Raw genomic sequence first — 24,811 nt, 5'->3', positions numbered from 1 at the left:
GAGACTGGAAACGGTGAAGGTTCCACCCGTCATGTCCGCGGGGCCCAACTTGCCGTCCCGTGCTTTGCGCGCCAACTCTCCACATTCTGTGGCGATCTGGCCGATGCCTTTTTGATCGGCATCGCGAATCACCGGCACAACCAGGCCGTTTGGCGTGTCAGCAGCAAAACCAATGTGGTAGTACTGCTTCAGGATCAGGATCGGCTCGCCGTCTTCGTTGCCCAACGAGCTATTGAACTGCGGGAAGGCTTTCAGGCTGGCGACCGCGGCCTTGATCAGGAAAGCCAACATGGTGTACTTGATCGCGTCCTTGCCGCCTTCGGTGTTGAGCTGGACGCGAAACGCTTCAAGCCCGGTGATATCCGCTTCTTCGCTGTTGGTGACGTGGGGAATCATCACCCAGTTACGCGAGAGGTTAGCGCCGGAGATTTTCTTGATACGCGACAGCGCGACCTTCTCGACAGTGCCGAATTTGGCAAAATCGATGTCTGGCCAAGGCAGCAGGTTGAGTCCGCCTGAGTTGTCGGCCCGAAGTACAGGACTGTCGAGGCGAACCAGGGCGTCCTTGACGAAGCGTTCGACATCCTCACGAAGCATTCGCCCGCCCTTGCCGGTGGCCGCCACTCGAGTGACGTCCACACCCAGTTTTCGCGCATAGCTGCGCACTGAAGGACTGGCGTGTGGTTTCGGGCCAGATGTACTCACCGCTGGCGCAACGGGCATCACGACGACTGAGGGAGGTGGATTCGAATCTGGCTTACTCACGACTACATCAGCCACCACAGTGCTGTTCTCGGCACTTTGAGCAGGAAGCGTTTCATCAACGGCCATCTGCAAAGTGAGAATCGAACTGCCCTTGGAAACCCGATCGCCCTCCTTGATCGTCACCGACACAACGGTGCCGGCACCTGGGCTCGGTACGTCCATCGATGCCTTGTCCGATTCCAGGGTCAACAAAGGGTCATCGAACGCCACTTTATCGCCCGGCTTGACCAACACCTCGATCACCGGGAGGTCTTTGAAGTCCCCGATGTCAGGGACATGAATCTCTCTGATTTCACTCATGACTTACCGTCGCCCAGAAATAGATCCGTTGCGGGTTCACGCAACGGAAGGAGCGCTCATCGAGCGCATGCGAAGAGAAAACCTGTTAGCGCGTCCACGGAGCCGGACGATCACCTTTCAGGCCGTAGCGCTCGATGGCTTCTGCCAGCACCTGACGCGGCAAACTGCCGTCACGCACCAAACCGTCCAGAGCCGCCAGGACCACCTGGTGACGATCGACTTCAAAGAAGCTGCGCAAGGCGGCACGGGTATCACTGCGGCCAAATCCGTCGGTACCCAGGGCAATGAAGCGCGCATCGACATAGCTGGCGATCAGTTGCGGCCAGGCGCGAACGTAGTCGGAGGCGACAATCACTGGCGCATCGCCGGCGAGGGAGGCGCAAAGGTGGCTGACTTGCTCAGGATCTGCCGGGTTCAGGCGATTGTGTCGTTCCACTTCCCGCGCTTCCCGAGCCAGCTCGCTGAAGCTGGTGACGCTCCACACCTCGCTCGATACCTGCCAGTCGGCCGCCAGCAACTCGGACGCTGCGATCACTTCCCGCAGGATGGTCCCGCTGCCCAGCAAGCGGACCGAGCCACGGGATGACGCTGCATCCGTCACGGCGTAGCGATACATGCCGCGAATGACTTGATCCTCGACGCCGGCCGGCAACGAAGGCTGGGCGTAGTTCTCGTTCATCACGGTGATGTAATAGAACTCATCGACATCCCGTTCCATCATCTGGCGCATGCCATGGTCGACAATCACCGCGAGTTCGCCCGCGAAAGCCGGGTCATAGGCGCGGCAGTTGGGCACGGTCGCAGCCACTACATGGCTACTGCCATCCTGATGCTGCAGCCCTTCTCCACCCAGGGTCGTACGCCCTGCGGTGGCGCCCAGCAAGAAGCCGCGGGCACGTTGATCAGCCGCTGCCCAAATCAAATCGCCGACGCGCTGAAAACCGAACATCGAGTAGTAGATGTAGAACGGCAGCATCGGTTTACCGTGTGCGCTGTAGGAAGTCGCGGCAGCCACCCAGGAAGACAGTGCGCCCGCTTCAGTAATGCCCTCCTCCAACAGCTGGCCATCGCGGGCTTCACGGTAATACAGCATCGAGCCTGCATCTTCTGGCTCGTAAAGCTGCCCCAGCGGCGAGTAGATACCGATCTGGCGAAACAGGTTGGCCATACCGAAGGTACGGGCTTCGTCCGCAACGATAGGAACGACGCGTGGCCCCAGCTCTTTGTCTTTGAGCAAGCCACCGAGCATCCGTACCACGGCCATCGTGGTGGACATCTCTTTGCCGTCGGCCTCGAACGCGAAACGAGCGTAGTCAGCCAAGGCTGGCACAGTGACGTGCTCGTTACCTTTTTGCCGCTTAGGCATGTAGCCGCCCAACGCTGCTCTGCGCTCACGCAGATATCGCATCTCCTGACTGTCTTCAGCCGGGCGATAGAAGCGCAGTTGCGCCACATCATCGTCCGACAGTGGCAGCGCGAAGCGATCGCGGAACGCCTTGAGTGCGTCGATATCCAGCTTCTTCGCCTGGTGCGAGGTCATGCGCGATTCGCCGGCGCCGCCCATGCCGTAACCTTTCTTGGTTTTGGCCAGGATGACGGTCGGCCGTCCCTTGTGCGCTTTGGCAGCGGCGAACGCTGCATGCAACTTGCGGAAATCGTGACCGCCGCGCTTGAGGGCATCAATCTCGGCATCGGACATATGCGAGACCAGCTCCTTGACCTCTGGATCCTGTTGGAAGAAGTGCAGCAGGTTGTAGGCACCGTCCTTGGAACCGAGCGTCTGGTATTGGCCATCGACGGTCTGGGCAAAGCGCTGCAACAGGGCATGGTTGGTGTCCCGTGCGAACAACGGGTCCCAGTCCGATCCCCAGATGACCTTGACCACATTCCAGCCGGCACCGGTAAACAGCGCCTCGAGTTCTTGAATGACCTGGCCGTTGCCACGAACCGGTCCATCCAGACGCTGCAAGTTGCAATTGACGATAAAGGTGAGGTTGTCGAGTTTTTCCCGCGCAGCAAGGGTGAGCCCCGCAATCGACTCTGGCTCATCCATTTCACCGTCACCAAATACCCCCCAGACATGACGCTCGCTGGTATCGGCAAGATTACGGTTTTCGAGGTAGCGCATATAACGCGCTTGATAGACAGCACTGATGGGGCCAATGCCCATCGATCCGGTCGGGAACTGCCAGAAGTCAGGCATCAACCAAGGGTGCGGATAAGAACTCAGCCCATTGCCCCCGACTTCCTGGCGGTAGTTAGCAAGTTGCTCTTCGGACAGTCGTCCCTCAAGGAACGCACGGGCGTAGACGCCAGGTGCCGAATGCGGCTGGTAAAACACTAGATCGCCGCCGTGTTTTTCATCCCGGGCACGGAAGAAGTGGTTAAAGCCGACCTCAAAGATTTCGGCGGCAGATGCATAACTTGCGATATGCCCACCCAGTTCTCCGTAGGCCTGGTTTGCGCGCACCACCATGGCCAATGCATTCCAACGAATGATCGAAGTAATCCGTTCCTCGACAGCAAGGTCTCCTGGATAGGGACCCTGCCTTTCAATCGGAATTGTGTTCCGATACGCCGAGTACGGGTGCACATGCGAGGTGATGCCAAGTGCTCTTGCGTGTTGCTCTAACTGTTTAAGCAGGAACTGGCCTCGCTCGGATCCGCCATCGCGCACGACGGCCTCCAGCGACTCCAGCCATTCCTGCGTTTCATCCCGGTCACTATCCAGCGATGCCATTGACCCAGTGCTTTCATTTAGCGAACTCATGTCTGCCTCCACTCTTATTGTTGTTTGCTTAGAGATGAACCGACAGAACGTGCCGCCGTACTAAGCTTCATTACTTAAGTTTCAGCACTGATTGAGAGCCTGAAACTGGATTGATCGATAAAGATGCCAAGCTTTTACCCGAGCCCGTTTCAGGTCGTCGTGCGGAAATCTCCAACCGCCGCATTGAGCGCGCTGCCCACCTGCTTCAGCCCGCGCACCGACACTTCCAGCAGCCCGCTGGCGGCGGTGCTCTGCTCCGCGACCGCCCTTACCCGTTCCATACTTTCGCCAACCTGTTCAGCCACCGTACTCTGCTGCTCGGCCGCCGCGGCGATCTGCTGACTCATCTGCTCCACGGTCGATACCGCTGCGGCGATTTCCTGCAGCGCCTGGGACGCCTGTGCGGCAAGCACCACGCTTTCGCCGGTCAGCACCTGGCTACCCTGCAATCGACTGTCGGCCTGCTCGGCTACGCTGCGCAGTTGCTGGATGATGGTGGCGATGCTGTCGGTGGAGGCTTGTGTGCGTCGCGCCAGGTTGCGTACCTCGTCAGCCACCACAGCAAAGCCACGACCGTTTTCGCCGGCACGTGCCGCTTCAATCGCCGCATTCAGGGCCAGCAGATTGGTCTGTTCCGCCAAGGCCTTGATCACATCCAGCACCTTGCCGATGGCCGCACTCTCATTGAGCAGCGAGCCCATGGACTCGGAACATCCGCTCATTTCCTGTGCCAGGTGACCAATCTTGGTCGTCGCCTGACGTACCAGTTCCTCGCCTTTGCGCGCCTGGCTATTGGCCTGCTCGACGGCATTACGGGTCTGACTGGTATTGCGCGCGACGTCCTGGGCGGTAGCCGCCATCTGTTGCATGGCGGTGGCTGCCAATTCGGTTTCCTCGCGCTGCGAGTCGACACCCTGACGAGTACGTTCTGTCACCTGCACCAGCCCGTTGGCGGACTGATTCAACTGCTCGACACCCTGACCAATCCGGCCCATCAGCCCACGCAGACTGGCGAGCATGAGTCCGACGCTGCCGAGCAACTGCCCCAGCTCATCACGGCGTCCAGCGGCATCGATCTGTGCGCTGAGATCGCCCGATGCCACGCGCCTGGTCAGCTCAACCGCCTGACGCAATGGCTGCAGGATCAAATGGCGAATCAACAGGCTGGCGCCGATGCCGAAGCTAAGCGCTAACAGCACAATCCCCCCGAGCAGCCGCGATACCCGCTGACTCATCACCTGCGAGGCTTGCACTTGGGCGACGCGCACTTCGCCAAGCAGTGCGCTGACCTTGAACGCAGCGACATTCATCACGGCCTGGCTGTCGCTGGTTTGATCACGGCTTGCGGCGTAACCGTTGAACGCGGCGTGGTATTCATCCAGCGCCGCACGCGCCTGGGCCAGAGACTCGCGCTCCGCACCTTCGAGGCGCAACTCCAGGTTTTCCATGTACGAGCGCAGCTCGATAACCCGCGCCTCCCAGGCATTGCGCACTTCAGTGCTGCCTTGCAGCGTGAAATAGAGTTCGCTGTCGCGCAGGTTGGCCAGCTTGTCACGCAGCGTCGAGGCTTGTTCAAGCTGCAGCATGCGCACCGAATTAGCCGGTTGCGCCCGAGTGGCCAATAGGTTGACGGCGTCGAGCTGATCGAGCATCACCACAGTGAATCGCTCGCCAAGCACCTGGGCAAGATGCTGCATGCGCAGGCGAGCCTCGCGGGCATCGCGCTGGGCTTGAGCGTACCGCTCGAACTGGGCGAGATAAATTTTCGCGGCTTCCATGGCACCGCCCTGCCCGGTTTCCACCGGGGAATTTTCCAGCAATGCGACCAGCTCGCCGGTGACGCGGGAAACCTTGCGCGCCTCCTCCTCAGCCAGGTCCAGGCCGAACGCCTTAACCGCGACTTGCGCCTGCAACAGCAGTGACTCAACGGCTGCGACGTCATTCATCTTCTGCGCCCGAGCTTCGAGCACGTTGAGGGCATAAAACCCGGTCGCTGCAACGCCCAGTGTCGATAACAGGACCAGACCGAAGCCCAGCGTCAGCTTAGTGCCGACTGACAGATTGCCCAGGACGCGCGCGATCATAGGGACGACCCTTTGAGCAACGACAGAAAAGTGCAAGTCGCATTAAGGTCATGGCGGCCGAATCTGAACCAAAAAGGATATGGCGTGGAGCACGATGACGCGCTGGGCATATGAATTCTTCTTGTTGTTCTTAGATTGTCGACGCTCTGCGCCGCTTGCGTTTAGAGCCTATCCCGTATGCCTGCGGGTCGGCCAATGGCCAATAATGATGCGAGCTAGCTGAAATGCTAATAGCCCCGGACGCCCCGCCGAGCCGCCGCATTGCACGAGCGGCTCGACTGATCAGACGTGTATTTACCGCCTCAATCGGTAAGAGTTTTCAGGCTCTGCCTGAAGTTTGCGTACTCCCTACGGACGAACTCTTCGAAGCTGGTCGCAGGACGGCCAAGGAGGAAGGACAGCACGTTGGAATTACCGACAAAGTCATGGTTGCTGTAATGCGCTGCGATAGCGAGATTCATCCGCAACATATGCTGGAGCGCAGCGGGGTCCAAATTTTCGAACCGCTCCCGGACGAACACCTCGACATCGAAGCGTTCGACGGCAATCTCGCGTCCTGTCACCTTCGAAGCGACCGTCCCGATGTCATACGCGGTGAAGCGCCCAGGACCGACCAGCTCATAGGTGGCGCCAGTGTGACGCTGTGGGTCAGAGAGAACCTGCGCAACCACCTCGGTGACGTCTTCCAGGTCCACCATCGACTGTCGTTTGTCCAGCGACCACGCCAGGCGGAAAACTCCTTCCTCGAACACCGCCTTCATGCGCGAAGCCAGCATGTAGTTGGCCGGCTGCAAAATGGTGTATTCGAGCCCGGAGGACAGCAAGTGCTCCTCAATATCGCGCTTGATCTCATGCTGGATCAAGTCGCTGGCGATGGCGTGGAGCACTGAACTGAAGACGAAGTGGCCAACGCCCTCTGCCCTGGCGGCGTCAATCATGGCGAAACCCATCGCACGCTCGTCCTGATGGAGCGTCGGGCCAATGTGATACAGGCTTGTGACGCCCTTCATGGCGCGGGCAATGAAGGCCGGATCGGCAAGATCGCCCACCAGGATTTCTTGTGCGCCGAGCGCTCGAAGCTGCCCGGCCGACGCTTCGGTTCTAACGCAGGCCCGCACCTGATGGCCGGATGCGAGCAGCTTGGGTACCAGCCGCTTGCCCTGATTGCCATTAGCGGAAGTGATGAGTATCAAAGAATTCGTCTCCTGGAAGAAACCAACCAAGTATCAAAAGAACAAAGTGATGCCGACTTGCAGATTAAGTGCATCTTTGACATCGGGACTGAATGCCGGATGCTCGACAAAACTGAGCCCGGTACGCAAATAGGTGCCGGCGGCAAGGCGCATGTTGTAAGCAAGCGTCGTCGACTTTGAATCATCGGCGTTCGATACATGGAGCTTATCGAGCTTGGTGTTGGCATCGTCGCTGTAGCTGGTAAACCCGTATTCCAGCGTCAACATGTCGAACGGGCGCGAGTCAAATGGCCCTTTTGTGAACACGCGCAAGCCGTAATACAGGTCAAACAGGTTTCGATCTTCTGGTGCCGACATCCAGGTAAAGCCGGCATAAAGGCCGCGTGAGGCGATGGCGCTTTCGAACTGGTAGAACTGGTAGTCGCCGAGTACATAACCCGCGTAGTTGTCGTCGCTGCGCTCGCTGCTCAAAAACTGGCTGTAGTCCGATGAGTTGTAAATATAACCGGCACGCAACCACGCATACGGGGTGCCTGGCGTAGCGTTGCGTTTGAAACCGAGCTCATCAATGTACAGTGCGCCGCCATGGTCTACGTACATGTCAAGCTCCCCTAGATTGCGGTCGATTTCCGCGTCCATACCGTCGGGACTGATACTGCGTTGAACACCGAATTTGTTATAGAAGTTGCCGAGGTTCAAGGTCACATTGGCTGCAGGACTGGAAACAGGCGCGTGGCTCAAGCCGACCTGGTACGGGATAAGGGCCTGCAGACCTTGGGTGCCACCCGCTAGCGTACCGCCAGTGAACGGGCCGACGAACTCCAGGTCGTTGGGGAACACGCCGATCTTGAATTCGACGGTTTTATCCCACAGGCTCTGGTAGTAAGCGATACGCGTGTAACTGAATTTCGATGACGGATTTACTTCATCCCAGCTGGAGTAGTAACTTCCTACTCCAAAGATAAATTGGCCATTTTTCAGGCCAACTTGCCCCAGGTCGTAGGTAAACCCCGCCACCAGGTTCGACGAGTAAGTCGGACGCTCGCCGCTATAGGCTTGCGGATTGTGCCGGTCGTGATCCAGGTAGTTATTGGTAAAATTGGACATGTTGAGGATGCTGAAGCCGATCCCGTGCTCAGCAAGATCATTACGCAGTCCACCGGCGTCGCCGAGGATACTTTCGGACGGCGGTGGCAACTCGGTCAGTTGGCCGTGTTCAACCAAAGCATCGATTTTCGCGAATTGCTTTTTACGCTCGATAATTTGGCCAAGCAATTGACTTTCGGGCAGTGATTTTTTCCCGGCCGCCGCGTCAAGCGACGCAACCGGCAGTTTCAGCTCCGGGGCAACCTGCCCAGCTAAATATTGCTGAGTCGGTGTTGTTTCAGCACGAGCATTCAAAGAATGAGCTGCCCATATTGCCAGGGATGCCGCCAGCGTAACCCGTATAAATTCGGGCGCGTGCTTACGGATTCGGTTCATCCCGATTGAGTTGGGCCGCATACGATTACCTTTTTATTTTTTTTGTATTCAGAAGCTAAAGAGATTGGATCGCACTATGTGACTTTGGCTGCAGTAGAAATCCACGCCTGTTGCGGCGACTTGGCGGACATGCACAACAAGCCGAACGCAAGAATCGGCAGTGCCGGAAAGAGCATCAAACCCAAGCTGTAGGAGCCGCTTTTATCGAAGACCATACCCAATACGATAGGTCCGATAATTGCTCCCAGCAGGGTGACCGAAAAGGCGCTGCCAAAGATCCGTGCGTAAGCCAGTCGACCAAATCGGCGGGCAATCAGGTAACCCAGAATATCGATCTCGGCCCCCTGAGAGGCACCGATCAGAAAGCTGGCGGGCAGCGCCCAGTTCGGCCCCTCAATCAGCATAAGGAAGCCGACAAGCTGGCAGGCGAGAAAAATCCCGGCCACGGTGCGGGTGTGCAGATGATCCAGCAAGGCGCCGCCGAACAGTCGCCCCACTAGTGAGCCGACAGAACCCGCCGCAACGATGCCGGCTATCTGAGCGGCGGATACGCCCCAATCCGACAGCATCGCCGGCAGGTGAAAGCTTGCGCCGACAGCACCAAACAGCACCAGTACAAAGGCCATCGAATACAGCCAGAAATCCCGCGTCGCCATGGCACTGCGCAGGGTCAGACCGTCCTGACCAGATTGCGTTTTCGCACCGCGGCGTTCCGCCTCGGGCATCGGCCCCTTATTGTCACGGACAAACACGGCGAGATTGACCAGGCCAATGACCAGAGCAATTGCCCCAGCCGCCACAAAAGCCTCCCGCCATCCGTGCAGTACGATGTTTTGCGAAATAAGGTAGGAAAATCCGCCAGTGCCTACCGCAAGGCCCGAGGAGGTAATGGCAAAGGCAAGCCCCAGGTGCTTGTCGAACCAGCGCTGGGTCAAATACAGGAAGGCCGGATAACTCGCCAGATTGCCAAAGGCCACACTCAACGCTGTGATCGCGACAAAAGCGCCGAAGGAGTGTGTGAGCGACAGGCACATGTAGCTGCCACACCCCAACACCGTGCCGACCAACGCGACCCGGCGTGCGCCAAAACGGTCGACAAGGAAGCCGGCCAGTGGCATCACTAGGGCATTACAGATGGCCGCGGCGGAAATGATGATGGAGAAATCGGTACGGGACCAACCGAACTCGCCGGTCACCGACTTCATGAACAGGCCCAGCGGAATCAGGAGAATGGCGGGCGACGCGATGCTCATCCCGAGAAAGCATCCAACGAGTACTAACCAGCGTTTCATGTGTTGTTTCCTTATTATTGTATTGGCAAACGAACTGGCAGCTTGAGGCTGCAGGCCGATCCGCGTGCCTTGTAAAAAGTGGCGCGCCGGGTGAGCCCCCCACTAGCCGGTATGTTCTCGGGCAGCAGGAGCGTCTTGTTTCACATTGGAGATACCGGTCACTACAAAGGCAGCCAGCCGTCTGACACGCTCGGCGGCAAATGCGCACTCGCGCAACGTCGGGACCAACTCATGGAGCTTGTCGAGTTAGCAGGCTGGATCTCGCAGGCGGCAGCGGCTGGGACGGCGCGAACAGTTTTAGGCGGCTATCGCTCATGGTGAGATTATTTTGTTGTTTAAACTTGGAACCCGATTTGGCTTTTTTACGAGCCTACGTGCACCCGCCATTTATATCAACACCGGTTGAGATAATTGGACGGATGGACAGATCATAACGAAGAAAAAATAGCGACCACCCACGACGGTGCGGTCACCAGCATTCGAGTGATTAGTACCGCGTGGGGCTGATCGGGGAAACTTGCTTCAGTTCCAGAAAGCGCTGGGCTCACCAACGAGTTGGAAAGAATGGTCAGAGACGCAGCCAGTGATAGTGCGAGCGCCCTCTTATCCTTTGATATCAGCAGATAAAACAGGAAAGGTGTCTGATGAAGAGTCCATAGAGACTGCACAGCTTACGGAGAACAAGCTCTCCATGGCAGACGCAACCTCACAACGGAAGGCGAGCGCAATGCGCTTGTAAATAAACAGCTCGACTAACGAGGTAGCCTTTACTGTTGGCGCCGACGCCGAACTGACCCACGTGCTAACGCAAGCTTGACCCACCTCCAATTCGGCACAAATGCAGCAAAGGCAATGGTTCGCGAAGAACAGACTCGGTCAGTGACATCTCGGTACTGGGTCAGTTCGGCGTCGGCGCCAACACCCTAGTTCGACAGATCGATGCGAATAATCCGTTCAACCTCTTCATGCGCAACGCCCATACCACGAAGTATGTACTGCACCATGCTCTCCACCGCACTTGCCGGGCGCTGTTCTTCGAGGATTTTGCGCAGCAGGAAGATCATGCCGCCGATGATGCAGTCCACCGTGGAGTCGACATCCACCACATCGAAGGAGTTCTCGCTGTTGCCGGTGTGGATGTCGCGAGCCAGCGGGTTGCCCATGGTGGAGACCATGTCGTTGATGCTGTACATGGAATGCACCAGGAACCAGCCCCAAACCGGGTCGGTCAGACCACGGTGGATTGTGCGGCGAATGTTCACCCCTACCCGCTCCGCGATGCCGGCCTCGGGCGAGGTGCCCGAATCCAGCTCCTCGATCATGGCTAGCGCATCTTCGATGAACACGGCGCGAGCCACTTCTTCCTTGCTGGCGAAGTAGTTGTAGAAAGAACCGAAGGACAGCTCGGCTTCGTCGGTGATGTCATTGATGGCGGTGGCTTCGATGCCTTTGCGGCCCATGACGGAACGGGCGGCGCGCAGCAGCCGGGTACGGGTGCGCTGACGGGCTTTTTCGTTGATTCGCGGTTGTCTTGGTTCAACGGCAGGCTCGGCGACCTTGGTCTTTTTCGCAGCAACCGGCTTTGGCGCCGCAGCGGACTTCTTCGCTGCGGCGGGCTGTTTGCTGGCAACCGCGGTTGCCTTGACGGGTTTGGGGGTAGGTTTGGCCTTGTCGTTCATCACCGGTTCCGACTGGGGGTGTTGGAGCGTAACGGCGCAAGGATACCCGACTCAACCCGGCCAGGACAGCCGCGTCCCCGGTTGGCAAAACGCCGCGGCACCACCGTCGAGAGCGGCACCGCTGCCTGGTTCAGAACTTCATGCCAAGCCCCAGCAGCACTTGGGAATAGTGCGCGCCGATGTTGCTGCCGGTACTCGGCCCGCTGCCACGAACGGTGTCGGGCAAGTGGTACTCGTAGCCCAGGGAAATATCGGTCTGTCCGGGCAAGTGGTAAGTGAAACCGGTGGAAATCGAGTTGTTGAGAATGCCTGGCGAATAGTAGTTGGCCGCGGTGTGTTCAGAGTCAACCGCTGCGCTGGCGCGCTTGAAACCCGCGCGCAGGGTCACGGATTTTGTCGCGTCCCAAGAAGCGCCAACGCGGTAAACGTTCTGACTGTTGAGCCCGGCACCTTCGGGGTTGTTGAGAAAGCCGACATCACTCCAGCCAATGCGCAGATAGTCCGCCGCCAGAGTCAGATCCTCGGTGACATGCAAGGCCAGGCCTACGCCATATTGCTCCGGCAAATCCAGGTGACCATCCGCCACAGCCAGCAGGTCGTCCTTGTACCCGTCTGCATCGCCAAAACGCATTTTTGGCGAGTAAGAGCCACCGACGCTGAGCAAGGGGTTGATCTTCCATAACGCCCCTAACCGCCAGCCATAGCCCATGGTGGTGGAAATACCATGGGTAGGTGACAACGCCAGGCTGCCATCGGCGCCGGGGGCGACCAGGCCGCGGGCCTGCAGTTGCTGAACACCTATCAGTGCCGACACACCCACAGCGAAATCCGGTGTCACTTTATAAGAAAGTGTCGGAGCGAAGTTGATGTACATCATCTTGGTCTTCACCGCCGGAAAACCCATGCCCGGCACCGCCGCGTGGCTGTAATCGGAGCCGGAGCCGATGGAGTAGACCGAGATGCCGACAGACATGCGCTCATCGATCACATGGTTGAAACCGCCGCTCGGAATCGGCACCTTCACCTTGAAATCATCCTTGTTGTTTTCGTTGCCGAAGCTGGAGCGAAAACTGCCGAAGAACATCTGCAGGCCACCGTCCATACGGTTACCCAGGTCAGCCATACCGGCAGGATTGTCGCTGGCGATCATGCTCGATTGCGCGAACGCCAAGGATGCGCCACCCATTTGCGCGGACTCGATGCCCGCCGACGTGGGCATATTGAAATTCATTGCCTGGCAGGCTTGCGTACTGCACAGAAGCAGCCCCAAGCCTACCAAAGGGCCGCGTAAGGACTGTGTTTTCAACGCAAGGTTGGTATTCATAAAATTCCTGTATGACTCTTGTTTTTATTGGCATCTATGAGCGTGGCGGCGCGCTGTTTTTGCCGATATCGGCGAATCCAGCGCGCACGCCGGCGCTGCCGCGGGTGGCGGCAGGTGTGTCGGTTTCGTCAGGTGGTAAGGGGGCGAGGACGCGGCGATCAGAACGCCACGTTGACATGACCTTTGAGTTGCATGATTTGCCGTGCTTCGTCAGCGCTGGCAACTTCGAAGCCGAGCGATTCGATCACGCCCTTGATGGCGCGTACCTGCTCGGCATTGCTCTGCGCCAGGCGCCCCTTGCTCAGCCACAGATTGTCCTCAAGCCCCACACGCACATGCCCACCCAGCAGCAGCGACTGGGTTGCGATGCGCGGTTGCTGGGCACCAACACCGAGTACCGACCAGTTGTACGTGTCGCCAAACAGACGGTCGGCAGTCCGTTTCATGTGGGCGATGTCCTCCGGGTGCGTACCGATGCCACCGCGGATGCCGAATACCGACTGGATAAACAGCGGGTCTTTGACCAACAGACGCTCACGGAAATGCGCCGCGGTGTACAGGTGACCGATGTCGTAGCACTCGATTTCAAATCGGGTGCCCTGCTCGCTGCAGGCCGTGAGGATATGGGCAATGTCCTTGAAGGTATTGCGGAAGATGCGTTCTTCGCTGTTGGCCAGGTACGGTTGTTCCCAGTCGTGCTTGAACTCTTTGTATCGCTGTAGTAGCTCGTACATGCCGAAGTTCATCGAGCCCATATTCAGCGACGCCACTTCCGGCTTGAAGCGCATTGCCGGTTCGATGCGTTCTTCCACGCTCATGGTCGGCGAGCCACCCGTGGTGAGGTTGATCACCACATTCGATTCACGTTTGATCTGCGGCAGGAACTGCTCGTAAAGGGCTGGGTCCTGGCTGGGGAAACCGCTTTGCGGATCACGCGCATGCAGGTGCACCACTGCTGCCCCGGCCTCGGCGGCCTCGATCGCGGAACGGGCGATCTGAGCCGGTGTGATGGGTAAATACGGCGACATCGACGGAGTATGAATGGAACCGGTGATCGCGCAGGTGATGATGATTTTTTTGCTGGGGGCTGCCATTGCAGGGCTCCTCTTGTTGTTGTATCACCGCAAGGTTGCCGGCCGATGCAGATCGGCCGGCACTGGCTCAGCGGGGCTCGGCGACGATGGTGTTCTGGATATGACCGATGCCTTCGATTTCCACCCGGACCACATCACCCACCTGCAGGAAAGTCGGTGGCTGCATGGCGATGCCAACACCCGCCGGGGTGCCGGTGATGAGGATGTCGCCTGGCTCGAGGGTCATCACTTCGCTGAGGTAGGCAATCTGCCTGGCGACGCTGTAGGTCATCAGTTCGGTGGACGAATGCTGACGGCGCTCACCGTTGACGCTGAGGCTCACGGTGAGTTGCTGCGGATCGGCGATCTCGTCGGCGGTGACGATCCATGGGCCGATCGGGCCGTGGGTGTCGAAGGATTTACCCAGGGTCCACGTCGGGCTCTTGGCCTGCCAGTCACGGGCGCTGACATCGTTGGCGACGAAGTAACCGGCCACGTGTTGCAAGGCATCCGCCTCGCTGATGCGACGCCCGCCCTTGCCGATCACCACGCCCATTTCCGCTTCGTAATCGAGGCGCTCGACCACTTGCGGGAAGTGCACGTCGTCATAAGGACCGGTGATGCAGGTGATCTGCTTGCTGAACCAGACTTGCGACTCCGGAATGGCGACGCCTAGTCGGCGCGCTTCCGCTTCGTGGTCCTTGTAGTTCATGCCCAGGCACATGAATTTGCCTGGACGCAGAATCGGCGCCAGCAGGCGAAGCTGGTCCAGGGCGATGCTGTTCTGCGCGGTGACTTCGAGGCTGGCAGCGTCGGCCAACACTTGCGGCAAGGCCAGTACCGCGGCGACGTCGGCCGCACCGGCGGGCAACAGTGGCGCGAGGTCGATCAGGCGATCACCCTCGACGCGGCCGATGGAGGTGGTGCCGTTATAGCTGTAGCGAGCGAGTTTCATGGAAGTATTCCTTAATCGGTACGTGGCTCAGGCCAGAAATTCGGGGTTCAAAGGCGGGGCCCACTGGGACAGTGCATCGGGCGTCAGTGGCTCATGGGTCACCGCGGTGGCGTCGTTGACCAAGTCGCCATCGGTCCAGTGCTCGATCTTGTTGCCGGCCGGATCCAGCCAGTAATCGAATACCTGACTGCCCTGTACGTGTCGGCCGATGCCCCAGGAGTGGCGATGTTGTCGTTGCGCCAGATGCTGGTTGCCGCAGGACAGGTCGTCCCAATCCAGCACCTCGAATGCGCAATGGTCGAACCCGCGTTCTGTGGCGCCGAGGTTGAGCAAGGCCACCGTGTGATGATCGGTGAACTCGTCGCCCAGGCCGCAGTGCATGAAGGCCGCGACGGTATTGTTCGGTACACCGCCGAAGTAGCTGTCGGAGACTCGCAGGCCGAGCACGTCCTGATAGAAGGCAAACATGGCCGGGAAATCGACGGTCTTCAGGACCACGTGACCCAGACGCATCACATGGGAAGCCTGCACCGCTACTCGGTTGGTGGTGCCGAGACGGTGACGCTTGTCAGCGGTGTTCAGTTGCAACGCCTGACGCACCGGGTACGGGCTAATCACATTGCCGCCAAACAGTAAATCCACGCGTCCGCCATCGGGATCGTGGAGTGTCACAATTGAGCCCGCATCGAGCTCTTCGTTGGCCTGCACAGGCACATCGAACTGCGCAGCCACGCGGCTCAGTTCGTCCATGCTGGCGACTCGGTAGCCGACACCCAAGGCCTTGTTTGGCCCTTGTGTGGCCAGGTAGACCGGATACCCGCCGCCGTAGCTCGCCATCTGCAACGAGGTGGCATTTTTCGCGTGTTGCAGCAAGCCAAAATCCCGCAGGAAGTCGGCGTGCGCATCGAGATCGGGAACCTGATAGCGCACGTAGGCAATGTCACGTATGGCAATCATGCTGTGCTCCTTTTTTATTGTTAACTCAGATCAAACCAGCACGTGGCCGGATCGAGGGCGTGCAGCTGCTTGTAGGCGCCGGAGAAGAACAGCAACGGGCGCCCGTCCGATTCCTCCAAGGCCTCGACGTCGGCGGTGTAGATCAAGTGATCACCGCCGACGTGCACGGCATTCGCCCGAACCGCCAGTTGCACCAAGGCGCCATCGAGCACCGGCGCCGCTCCAAGGTCGTTGAACGCGGGGCTGTGACCAGGAACCGGGCGGCCTCCGAAATGGCTGCTTACCCCTTCATGCTCCTCGCGCAGAAAGCTGATACCGAAGGCATCCCCAGGCTTGATGTTGCCGGCAAAGCGCGCCTGGGTGCGGACGGCAATCAACACCATGGGCGGGTCGACCGACAGCGACATGAAGGCGTTGGCGGTCATGCCGGTGGGCTGGCCTTCATGGATAAAACTGACCACCGTGACGCCGGTGGCGAACTTGCCCATTACGCGGCGAAACGACCGCGCATCTACATCGCGAACTTGCATAACCAGGACTCCTCGTTGATACCCGTCGAACTTCGTTTAGATAAACGGAGTGCCGGGCGTCATGCCGCAAAGGATCCGGCCATAGGTTTCGAAGTTGGTGTTCGGAGTGACGATGCCGTGCAGCGAGGCGATCCGGGCGTCCTGCCAGATTTTGGTCATCGGGTTGTTGGATGAGGCCAGCGAGCCACCGGAGGCCGACGCGAGCATGTCGACACCTTGCCAGATCAGCGTCTCCGCATAGCCGACGTCGCGTCGCACCTTGGCGCGCTCAAGGAAATCCATGTAGACGCCGGAAGCCGCGCTGGCGTCCATGGCATCGGCATGGCGTTCAAGAATGGTGCGCGCAGCATCGATCTTGGCCGACGCTTCGCCCACTTGCAGGTGGGTGATGGGAGCCTCGGACTGCTTGGCGTACCAGGAATACTGGATGCTGCGCCGTGGCAGGGTTTCCAGAAAGGTTTCCAGCGCTGCAATGCCCAGGCCCAGCGCCGGGAAAGCCAGGATGATTGCGAGCATTGGCATGCAGGCCGTCTGGAACAACGGTTCGTCCGCGAGGTGGCTGGACGGATAGTCGCCCTCGATGGCCCGGGTGACCGAACCGATACGCGCGTCCGGCACGAACACGTTCTTCACCGACACGCTGGAGCTGCCGCTGCCGCTGATGCCAATCACATTCCAGTCGTTGAGAATCTCAATCTGCTCGACAGGAATCAGTGCGACGCCCTGGTCCACCACTTTGCCGCTTGCATCGACCAGCGGAATACCCAGCATGTCCCAGGTCGCGTGGTAGATACCGGAGTTGAAGCCCCACAGCCCCTCTTCGATCAGGTAACCACCTTCAACTTTCTTCACCACAGCCTTGCGTGGCGACAGCACGCCGGTCACCCGTGCCGGTTTGGCACCGCGAAAGACTTCCTCAGCGGCTTCAGCACCAAAGAATGTTGCTGCGCACCAGGTGGTGACGTTGGTCAGCGCCGTGACCCAGGCAACGCCGGCGTCGGCGCGAGCCAGTTCGGTCACCACATTGAGAAAGGTCCGCACCGACACCGCGTCACCGCCGAACTGGCGCGGCGTGGTCATGCTCAACAGGCCGCCTGCTTCGAGGTCGGCGATGGTTTCGGCGGGCAGGCGACCTAGGGCCGCTGTTTCCTTGCTGCGGGCCTTCAATGTCGGGATCAGCGAACGCGCGTAGTCCTGCAGGGCAATGCCTTTATCAACCGAGGCAGCGAGATTTTGCGCGGTGTCTTCCGGGTGTATCGCATTCATGACTTCATCCTGCTCTTGATGTTGTTTTTGTGGTGCCCGTGTCCGAGGCCAAAACGGTCCCGACGCGAGTTATTGATATATTCATCATTTTTGATAGAGTCATCAATAGTTTTCTAAAAATAATTTTTACCCCACCTACGCTGAGGCTCAGCAATGCCCCAATTCACTGCTCCGTTAACCGATATGCGCTTTCTGCTGAACGAAGTTTTTTGCGCACCGGCGCTTTGGGCGCGCCTGCCGGCACTGGCAGACACCCTCGACGGGCAAACCGCCGAAGCGATTCTCGACGAGGCCGGCAAGATCACTGGCGGCCTGCTCGCCCCGCTCAACCGCAGCGGCGATGAAGAAGGCGCGCAATGGGAACAAGGGCAGGTACGCACGCCGTCCGGCTTCAAAGAGGCTTATGCGACCTATGCCGAGGGGGGATGGGTGGGCCTGAGTGGTAATTCTCAGTACGGCGGCATGGGCATGCCGAAGATGCTCGCGGTGTTCTTCGAGGAAATGCTGTACGCCGCAAACTGCAGCTTTGCGTTGTACTCGGCGCTGAGTTCCGGCGCGTGCCTGGCCATCGATGCGCATGCCAGTGCCGAACTGAAGAATCGCTACTTGCCACCGATGTACGAAGGTCGTTGGGCGGGGTCGATGTGCCTGACCGAAGCTCACGCAGGCACCGATCTGGGTCTGATCCGCACCCGGGCGCAGGTCCAGGCTGATGGCAGCTACTGCATCAGCGGCAGCAAGATTTTCATTACCGGCGGCGAACAGGACTTGACTGAAAACATCATTCACCTGGTGCTGGCCAAGCTGCCGGATGCGCCGGCTGGCCCGAAGGGCATTTCGCTGTTCCTAGTGCCCAAGCGCCTGGTCAACGGCGATGGCTCGCTGGGTGAAACCAACGCTGTCAGCTGCGGCTCCATCGAACACAAGATGGGCATCAAGGCCTCGGCCACCTGCGTGATGAACTTCGACGGGGCGCAAGGCTGGCTGATCGGCGAAGAAAACAAAGGCCTCGCCGCCATGTTCACGATGATGAACTACGAGCGGCTGTCCATCGGCATACAGGGCCTAGGCTGCGCCGAGGCGTCGTACCAGAGTGCACGCGCCTATGCCCGTGATCGCCTGCAAAGCCGCGCACCGGGGGGACCGATTGCCGCCAACAAGATCGCTGACCCGATCATCGTCCACCCCGACGTGCGTCGCATGCTGTTGAGCATGAAAGCCATGACTGAAGGTGGCCGCGCCTTCGCATGCTATGTCGGGCAGCAACTGGACTTGGCAAAGTTTTCCGACCAGGCCGACGAACAACAACGTGCCGCCCTGCTTGTCGCTTTGCTGACACCGGTGGCCAAAGCGTTTTTCACCGACACCGGACTCGACAGCTGCGTACTCGGCCAGCAAGTGTTTGGTGGCCACGGTTACATCCGCGAATGGGGCCAGGAGCAATTAGTTCGCGACGTGCGCATCGCACAAATCTATGAAGGCACCAACGGTATCCAGGCACTGGATCTGCTGGGACGAAAAGTGCTTGGCAATGGTGGCGCGGCTCTGCGGGTATTCACCCTCGAGATAGAACAGTTCATCCAGCAATCGAACTCGTCCTACGCCGTCGAACTGACTGCAGCCGTCCAACGCCTCGAAGGCCTCAGCGACTGGCTGATGCAGCATGTCGGGGCGGACGCCAATCTGGTCGGCAGTTCCTGTGTGGAATATTTGCATGTGTTCGGCTACGTGGCCTACGCCTACATGTGGGCACGCATGGACCAGGCGGCTAATGACAACAGCCCCTTCCAACAAGCGAAACACGCGACGGCGGCGTTCTTCTTCAACCGTTTGTTGCCACGCATCGAGAGCCTGGACACTTCGATTCGCGCGGGCAGCAAAGATCTGTTCCGTTTGAATGCCGAGCAGTTCTGAAGGCAGGCAGTCGGATAGGGGTCGCCTGGAAACCAGCGACCCCAACCCCTTTATCGACTGACCCGACGAGGCGTGGCCAGCAAAAAATGCGACAGCGCAGGAATCAGCACCAGCGCCCCGACCATGTTCCAGATGAACATGAACGTCAGTAGAATGCCCATGTCGGCCTGGAACTTGATCGGTGACCAGGCCCAGGTGACTACGCCCGCCGCCAGGGTAATGCCGACCAGGGCCACCACCTTTCCGGTAAAGCGCACCGAGTTGCGGTAGGCCTCGGTCAGCGACAAGCCAGCGCGTTGCTGGGCCAATTGCACGCTCAGCAGGTACAGCGCGTAATCCACGCCAATGCCAACACCCAGCGCAATCACCGGCAACGTCGCGACCTTCACCCCCATGCCCAGCCAGACCATCAGCGCTTCGCAAAGAATCGAAGTGAGCACCAGCGGCACCACCGCCACCACCACCGCGCGCCAACTGCGGAAAGTGATGAAGCACAACACGATCACCGCGGCGTACACGTAGAGCAGCACGGTGTGGTTGGCATCGCGCACGACAATGTTGGTCGCCGCCTCGATCCCGGCACTACCCGCCGCCAGCATGAACTGACGATCCGGCGTGCTGTGTTCGGTGGCGAACGCTTGCGAGACCTGCACCACCCGGTCGAGGGTTTCGGCCTTGTGATCTGACAGGTAGGCGATGATCGGCATCATCGAGCAATCGCTGTTGAACAGCTCCGGGTTGTTGACTGAAGCCTGCTGCGCCGCGTAGTTCAAGACGTTTTGATTACGGGCAATGGTCAGCCATTTCGGATTGCCTTCGAACGAGCCCGCCGTGATCTGCCGCACCGCGTTCACCAGTGAAACCGTGGTTTGCACACCCGGTTGTTGCTGCAACAACCAACCCAGCCGGTCAGCCTCCACCAACGTCTCGTACTTCAGGCAGCCCTCCTTCGGAGTCTTTAGCATGATCGCGAATTGGTCACTGGACAGCGAGTAGTTGGCGGTGATGTAAGCGTTGTCGCGGTTGTAGCGCGAATCCGAACGCAACTCCGGAGCACCGGGATCGAGGTCGCCAATTTTCAGGTGCGAGCTGACAATCAGACCGCCAATCGCCAGTAACCCCGCGACCGTGATTGCCCCGCTGGCCCAACGGCGTTCGGTGAAACGCTCGAGAAATATCCACAGTGTTCCTGGCCCGCTGCCTGGCCCTTGTTGATTCTCGGCACGCAAGCTGCGTTCGGCCGCTTGGCGACTGACGCCGAAATACGAGAGCAACACTGGCAGCAACACCAGGTTGGTAAAGATCAGCACCGCTACACCGATGCTCGCCGTAATGGCCAGGTCCTGGATAACAGGAATGTCGACCAGCATCAGCACCGCGAACCCGACTGCATCGGCGAGCAATGCCGTCAGCCCGGCGAGGAACAGACGCCGGAAGGTATAACGCGCGGCGATCAGTTGGTGAGTGCCGCGCCCCACATCCTGCATGATGCCGTTCATCTTCTGCGCGCCATGGGACACGCCGATGGCAAACACCAGGAACGGCACCAGGATCGAGAACGGGTCCAGTTCGAAACCGAGCAGCGCCACCAGCCCGAGCTGCCAGACCACAGCGATCACCGAACAACTGATCACCAGCGCGGTGCTACGGGCACAGCGGGTGAAGTAAAAGATGATCGCGATGGCAATCAGCGCGGCGACGCCAAAGTACAGCATCACCTGCATCAGGCCATCGATCAGATCACCCACCAGTTTTGCAAAACCGATGACGCGTATCTTGATCGGGCCCTTGCCCTCCTCGCCCGAGCTGTGTGAGGCGCTTTGACCGGAAAACTCATAGTGATTACGCAGCTTGTCTTCCAGCTGGCGCGAGAATGCGTGGTAGTCGATGGATTTGCCGGTGATCGGGTCTGTCTCCAGCAAGGGCACGAAGATCATGCTGGATTTGAAGTTGTTGCCGATCAGGCTGCCGACGATGCCGGAGCGGGCGATATTCATCCGCAACTGTTGAACCGATTGTGGCGAACCGTCATAGGAGTCGGGCATCACCGGACCGCCCTGAAAACCCTCTTCGGTCACCTCGGTCCAGCGTACGGATGGAGTCCAGAGCGACTTCATCCAGGCGCGGTCGACGCCAGGCATCAGGAACAGTTCGTCGCTGATTTCCTTTAGTGCGTCCAGATAGTGTTGGTCAAAAATGTCGCCATCGCTGCTTTCCACCACCACCCGCACCGCGTTGCCCAGCCCCCGCAGGGCCTGGCGGTTGTCCAGGTAGTTTTTGATGAAGGGCTGATTGTGCGGAATCATCTTCTCGAAACTGGCATTGAGCGTCAGGCGCGAGACGGCGAAAAAGCTCAAAGCAACCGTCACCAGCAGGCAGGTCAGAACCACCCACAGGCGGTTGTTGAAGATGAGGCGTTCCAGGCGATTGCCGGAGCGTGCATCGAAGCCCTTGAGCTCGCGAATCACCGGCATTGTATCGAGTTCGTATTTACCCATGAGGTAACGGCTCTCTTTGTAATGGTGGGAGTGGGCTCACTCGAAGGGCAACTGACGCAGACCACGCGCTCCGGCAACCACGAGGGTGCCAGCGCCGGATACCAGTGCAGCGGCCACCGGCGCCAGAGCGCTTTCCGCTTGCAGCGTGAAGCTGGCGCCATCGTCGATGCTGAGCAGTACATGTCCTGCCTGGCTGAGCAGCAGGATGCGCCCGTCCGGCGTGACGGTGCCGGCGGTAATGGTCAAGGGCAGGCCCAGTTCCACCTTGCTCCAGCTCGTACCTTCATCGACACTGCGATACACGTTGCCGCGCAGGCCATACACCAGGGCCACGCCCGGTTTGCCGGTGATGCCGAAAAACGAACCGTTGTAAGGCATTGGCGTAGCGTTGAAACGCCCGGCCAACGGGGCCAGTTTGAGCACCAGGCCTTGTTCGCCAACGATGAACAACTGATCGCCAATCGGGCGCAGCGCATAGAGGTTCAGGGCGCCGGGGTTGTCGGTCCGGTCCAGCCAGGGAGTCCAATGGCGGCCGCCGTCTTCGGTGCGAAAAATCAGGTTGAAAGCGCCGACCACATAGCCAACCTGGTCGTCCTGAAACCACACGTCGAGAAAGGATTGATCAGCCCCCTCGTCATTGATCCGCTGAGCATCGGCGACCCGCGTCATCAACGCTTCATTGTCCGGCCTGGCGTTCAGTTTCTGGCGGTAATAACCGAGCAGCAAAGCACCGATCTGTCGTGCATCCAGTTGGCGCTCCCAACTCGCGCCGGCGTCACTGCTGTGAAGGACCACGCCATCGTGGCCCACCGCCCAGCCTTGCCGGGACGTCGGAAAATGCACGGCAACCAGGTCCGAACTGACCGGTACTTGCGCCTGTTGCCAGTGCAGGCCCGCATCATCGGAAAACAGGATGTGCCCACGCTGGCCGACAGCGACCAGACGCTCACCGGCATGGGTCAGACCGGTGAGCATGCCCTTGGTCGCCAGCTCGCTGTGCAAGGACGGAGTGTCCAGCACATCCACGAATCCGGCAGCGACCACGGGGTCAAAAAACGGCAATGCCGACCCGCCGAGCAATCCGGCGAGGGCTACACACTTGAAGATTTTCATGGTTGGTTCTCGGGGGGAGAAACCACTGGCGGGATGCGGCCCGCCAGTGGCAGATATCACTGGGGCGTTCTGTCAGCGGATGCCGGTGCCGGCCAGCGACTCGGGAACCCACTGCGCCTTGGAAAGCGGCTCGATGTACTTCATGCCGCCATAAGGACCGTAGAAACCGTTGAGGTTGTACGCGCCGGAGACAAAGTCATAAATCATGTGATTCAGCGTGTCCGGAGCCTGCACGTCGTAGCTGTAGGTCAGGTGGGTGAAGCCGCCGCGGAACAATTGACCCCGGGCGTCGTACTCGTCGGAAGCCAGAACCGCCCAGCTGTCCTCGTCGAGGTAGAAGGTGCGCTTGCTGTAGATGTGCCGTTTGCCCGGTTTCAACGTGGCCTGTACCACCCACACGCGATGCAGCTCCCAACGCATCAGGTCCGGGTTGACAAAGTTGGCGGTGGTCACGTCGGCGGCATTGGTGTGGTAGTTGAGTTTGTAGGTGTTGTACGGAACCAGCATCTCTTTCTTGCCCGCCAGTTTGAAATCGTAACGGTCCATGGCGCCGTTAAACAGGAATGCATCGTCATAGGTTGCGGTACCCGTCGTGGTCGGGTTAGGGGTGTCATACGCCAGGTTCGGCGCCAGTTTCACCCGACGTTGCCCGGGCAGGTATTGCCAGGCTCGACGTGGCTGCACCAGCGGATTGACGGCGTCCATCAACAATAGTGCTTCGCCCGCGCGCCGGGCTGGGCCGGTGTATTGCAGCTTGATCTTGTAGAACACCTCGTTGGGCGTGACTGGGCCCGCCGGGCGATTCGCCGCAAACAACGGGTATTCAATGTTGAACAACCCGGTGGTGCTCAACGAAGCGGTGCCGGACGAGTCGACGTTCCACGAGTCGTACTTGTTGGTCAGGCTACTGCCCAGGTAACGCAACAGGTGATTCCACATCGCCTCATTGCCGTCACCCGGGATCGGGAACGGCACGCCCGGCAAGGCGTCTTCCATCGTCAGGCCCTCTTCTGTGGTCTTGGCACCCACGGCATTCAACTTGGTGTTTGCCAATACCTGCGCCGGCAGGCCGACCGTGCGGTGAGTCGGGTATACGTCGACCCGAAAGTTCGGGTAGCGCTTGAGCAGTTCCTGGGTGGACGCGGTGAGTTTGCCAGTGTATTCGGCGGCATTTTTACCATTGATGACGACGCGAGGCTTTTCTCCCTCGAACGGGTCCGGACGCACCGAGCTGCCTGGTTGGAAACTCGCCGGTGGCGTGGTCAGACCGCCGTTGAACGGTGGAATGGTGCCCTCGGCATTACCAGCCTTTTCGGCACCGACGCCGGTCAGGTTGATGCCGAGTTGCGTGGCTTGTTCAGCAGTTACTGCCGCGTCAGCAGCAGCGGCAATGGACAGCAGCAGCGTGGTAGCCAGTATCGATTTGACAAAATTCATGGGTGTCTCCGGTAATCAGAAAAAGCCTGGTTTAGAAGCTCGTTTTGAACGTGAGGGTGACCATGCCGCGATCGGTGAGCTGGGCAACGGGGCCTGCAAACGCGGTCGGCTGGCCTGGCGTGCAGTTGTATTGGCCGCTGGCACCCGGGGTAGCGCCGTCGCCTTGTGCGGCGGCGCTA

Annotated in this window: 17 protein-coding genes and 1 pseudogene; 1 reads left to right on the top strand and 17 read right to left on the bottom strand. The window is 59.3% G+C overall.

What is annotated here, in order from left to right; all coding sequences use genetic code 11:
• The 14 genes and pseudogenes from PMI22_RS14240 to PMI22_RS14300 form a co-directional block, all read right to left on the bottom strand.
• The coding region (locus PMI22_RS14240) for a 2-oxo acid dehydrogenase subunit E2 (protein WP_007946055.1) at positions 1-1,065 on the bottom strand (1,065 nt) is incomplete at its 3' end.
• Positions 1,066-1,150: 85 nt separating this feature from the next.
• On the bottom strand, positions 1,151-3,835 hold the full coding sequence (mdeB, locus tag PMI22_RS14245; RefSeq protein ID WP_007946054.1) for an alpha-ketoglutarate dehydrogenase: 2,685 nt from the start codon (positions 3,833-3,835) through the stop codon (positions 1,151-1,153).
• Between the two features lie 149 nt (positions 3,836-3,984).
• Entirely contained in the window at positions 3,985-4,830 is an 846-nt protein-coding gene (locus tag PMI22_RS32505; RefSeq protein WP_443200811.1) for a methyl-accepting chemotaxis protein, read from the bottom strand.
• A gap of 18 nt (positions 4,831-4,848) precedes the next feature.
• A pseudogene (locus tag PMI22_RS32500) lies at positions 4,849-5,070 on the bottom strand (HAMP domain-containing protein); the annotation flags it as partial.
• 1,151 nt (positions 5,071-6,221) lie between these two features.
• Positions 6,222-7,112, bottom strand: a complete 891-nt coding sequence (locus PMI22_RS14255) for an SDR family oxidoreductase (protein WP_007946052.1) — start codon at positions 7,110-7,112, stop codon at positions 6,222-6,224.
• Positions 7,113-7,145: 33 nt separating this feature from the next.
• Complete coding sequence (locus PMI22_RS14260) at positions 7,146-8,387, bottom strand: carbohydrate porin (protein ID WP_238543959.1); 1,242 nt, start codon at positions 8,385-8,387, stop codon at positions 7,146-7,148.
• A gap of 281 nt (positions 8,388-8,668) precedes the next feature.
• Entirely contained in the window at positions 8,669-9,886 is a 1,218-nt protein-coding gene (locus PMI22_RS14265; protein ID WP_007946050.1) for an MFS transporter, read from the bottom strand.
• A gap of 923 nt (positions 9,887-10,809) precedes the next feature.
• Complete coding sequence (locus PMI22_RS14270; protein WP_007946049.1) at positions 10,810-11,565, bottom strand: TetR/AcrR family transcriptional regulator; 756 nt, start codon at positions 11,563-11,565, stop codon at positions 10,810-10,812.
• 130 nt (positions 11,566-11,695) lie between these two features.
• Positions 11,696-12,889: an OmpP1/FadL family transporter gene (locus PMI22_RS14275; RefSeq protein WP_007946048.1), complete on the bottom strand. Its 1,194-nt coding sequence runs from the start codon at positions 12,887-12,889 to the stop codon at positions 11,696-11,698.
• Between the two features lie 158 nt (positions 12,890-13,047).
• Positions 13,048-13,983, bottom strand: a complete 936-nt coding sequence (locus tag PMI22_RS14280; protein WP_007946047.1) for a 3-keto-5-aminohexanoate cleavage protein — start codon at positions 13,981-13,983, stop codon at positions 13,048-13,050.
• A gap of 67 nt (positions 13,984-14,050) precedes the next feature.
• Positions 14,051-14,917, bottom strand: coding sequence for a fumarylacetoacetate hydrolase family protein (locus PMI22_RS14285; protein ID WP_007946046.1), 867 nt, complete (start codon positions 14,915-14,917; stop codon positions 14,051-14,053).
• 27 nt (positions 14,918-14,944) lie between these two features.
• Positions 14,945-15,874 carry a VOC family protein gene (locus tag PMI22_RS14290; RefSeq protein WP_007946044.1) on the bottom strand — a complete coding sequence of 310 codons (930 nt, stop codon included), beginning with the start codon at positions 15,872-15,874 and terminating at the stop codon, positions 14,945-14,947.
• A 20-nt stretch (positions 15,875-15,894) separates the two neighbouring features.
• A complete protein-coding gene (locus PMI22_RS14295; protein WP_007946043.1) occupies positions 15,895-16,404 on the bottom strand; it encodes a flavin reductase family protein in 510 nt (169 codons plus the stop codon).
• A 36-nt stretch (positions 16,405-16,440) separates the two neighbouring features.
• Complete coding sequence (locus tag PMI22_RS14300) at positions 16,441-17,670, bottom strand: acyl-CoA dehydrogenase family protein (RefSeq protein WP_007946042.1); 1,230 nt, start codon at positions 17,668-17,670, stop codon at positions 16,441-16,443.
• Between the two features lie 153 nt (positions 17,671-17,823).
• Here PMI22_RS14300 and PMI22_RS14305 point away from each other — a divergent pair, with 153 nt between their 5' ends.
• Positions 17,824-19,584 (top strand): acyl-CoA dehydrogenase C-terminal domain-containing protein, encoded by a 1,761-nt coding sequence (locus PMI22_RS14305; RefSeq protein ID WP_007946041.1) that lies wholly within the window; start codon positions 17,824-17,826, stop codon positions 19,582-19,584.
• Between the two features lie 50 nt (positions 19,585-19,634).
• Here PMI22_RS14305 and PMI22_RS14310 read toward each other — a convergent pair whose 3' ends face one another.
• From PMI22_RS14310 to PMI22_RS14320, 3 genes are all read right to left on the bottom strand, one after another.
• Positions 19,635-22,082: an efflux RND transporter permease subunit gene (locus tag PMI22_RS14310; RefSeq protein WP_007946040.1), complete on the bottom strand. Its 2,448-nt coding sequence runs from the start codon at positions 22,080-22,082 to the stop codon at positions 19,635-19,637.
• A 36-nt stretch (positions 22,083-22,118) separates the two neighbouring features.
• The gene (locus tag PMI22_RS14315) at positions 22,119-23,195 is read right to left on the bottom strand and encodes a WD40/YVTN/BNR-like repeat-containing protein (RefSeq protein WP_007946039.1); all 1,077 of its coding nucleotides are present in this window, start codon (positions 23,193-23,195) and stop codon (positions 22,119-22,121) included.
• 72 nt (positions 23,196-23,267) lie between these two features.
• Complete coding sequence (locus PMI22_RS14320; protein ID WP_007946038.1) at positions 23,268-24,632, bottom strand: DUF1329 domain-containing protein; 1,365 nt, start codon at positions 24,630-24,632, stop codon at positions 23,268-23,270.
• Positions 24,633-24,811: the final 179 nt, after the last annotated feature.

The sequence above is a fragment of the Pseudomonas sp. GM21 genome (assembly GCF_000282215.1).
Classification (GTDB): Bacteria; Pseudomonadota; Gammaproteobacteria; order Pseudomonadales; family Pseudomonadaceae; genus Aquipseudomonas.
The sequence above is the reverse complement of the archived record's forward strand: the minus strand, read 5'-3'. Positions and strand labels throughout refer to the sequence as shown.

Excerpts from the sequence above, each read along its gene's own strand:
- PMI22_RS32505 (WP_443200811.1), bottom strand. The coding sequence starts at position 4,830 with ATGGGCCGGATTGGTCAGGGTGTCGAGCAGTTGAATCAGTCCGCCAAC.
- PMI22_RS14275 (WP_007946048.1), bottom strand. The coding sequence starts at position 12,889 with ATGAATACCAACCTTGCGTTGAAAACACAGTCCTTACGCGGCCCTTTG.
- PMI22_RS14300 (WP_007946042.1), bottom strand. The coding sequence starts at position 17,670 with ATGAATGCGATACACCCGGAAGACACCGCGCAAAATCTCGCTGCCTCG.
- PMI22_RS14280 (WP_007946047.1), bottom strand. The coding sequence starts at position 13,983 with ATGGCAGCCCCCAGCAAAAAAATCATCATCACCTGCGCGATCACCGGT.
- PMI22_RS14310 (WP_007946040.1), bottom strand. The coding sequence starts at position 22,082 with ATGGGTAAATACGAACTCGATACAATGCCGGTGATTCGCGAGCTCAAG.
- PMI22_RS14295 (WP_007946043.1), bottom strand. The coding sequence starts at position 16,404 with ATGCAAGTTCGCGATGTAGATGCGCGGTCGTTTCGCCGCGTAATGGGC.
- PMI22_RS14305 (WP_007946041.1), top strand. The coding sequence starts at position 17,824 with ATGCCCCAATTCACTGCTCCGTTAACCGATATGCGCTTTCTGCTGAAC.
- mdeB (WP_007946054.1), bottom strand. The coding sequence starts at position 3,835 with ATGAGTTCGCTAAATGAAAGCACTGGGTCAATGGCATCGCTGGATAGT.
- PMI22_RS14270 (WP_007946049.1), bottom strand. The coding sequence starts at position 11,565 with ATGAACGACAAGGCCAAACCTACCCCCAAACCCGTCAAGGCAACCGCG.
- PMI22_RS14285 (WP_007946046.1), bottom strand. The coding sequence starts at position 14,917 with ATGAAACTCGCTCGCTACAGCTATAACGGCACCACCTCCATCGGCCGC.
- PMI22_RS14290 (WP_007946044.1), bottom strand. The coding sequence starts at position 15,874 with ATGATTGCCATACGTGACATTGCCTACGTGCGCTATCAGGTTCCCGAT.
- PMI22_RS14315 (WP_007946039.1), bottom strand. The coding sequence starts at position 23,195 with ATGAAAATCTTCAAGTGTGTAGCCCTCGCCGGATTGCTCGGCGGGTCG.
- PMI22_RS14265 (WP_007946050.1), bottom strand. The coding sequence starts at position 9,886 with ATGAAACGCTGGTTAGTACTCGTTGGATGCTTTCTCGGGATGAGCATC.
- PMI22_RS14320 (WP_007946038.1), bottom strand. The coding sequence starts at position 24,632 with ATGAATTTTGTCAAATCGATACTGGCTACCACGCTGCTGCTGTCCATT.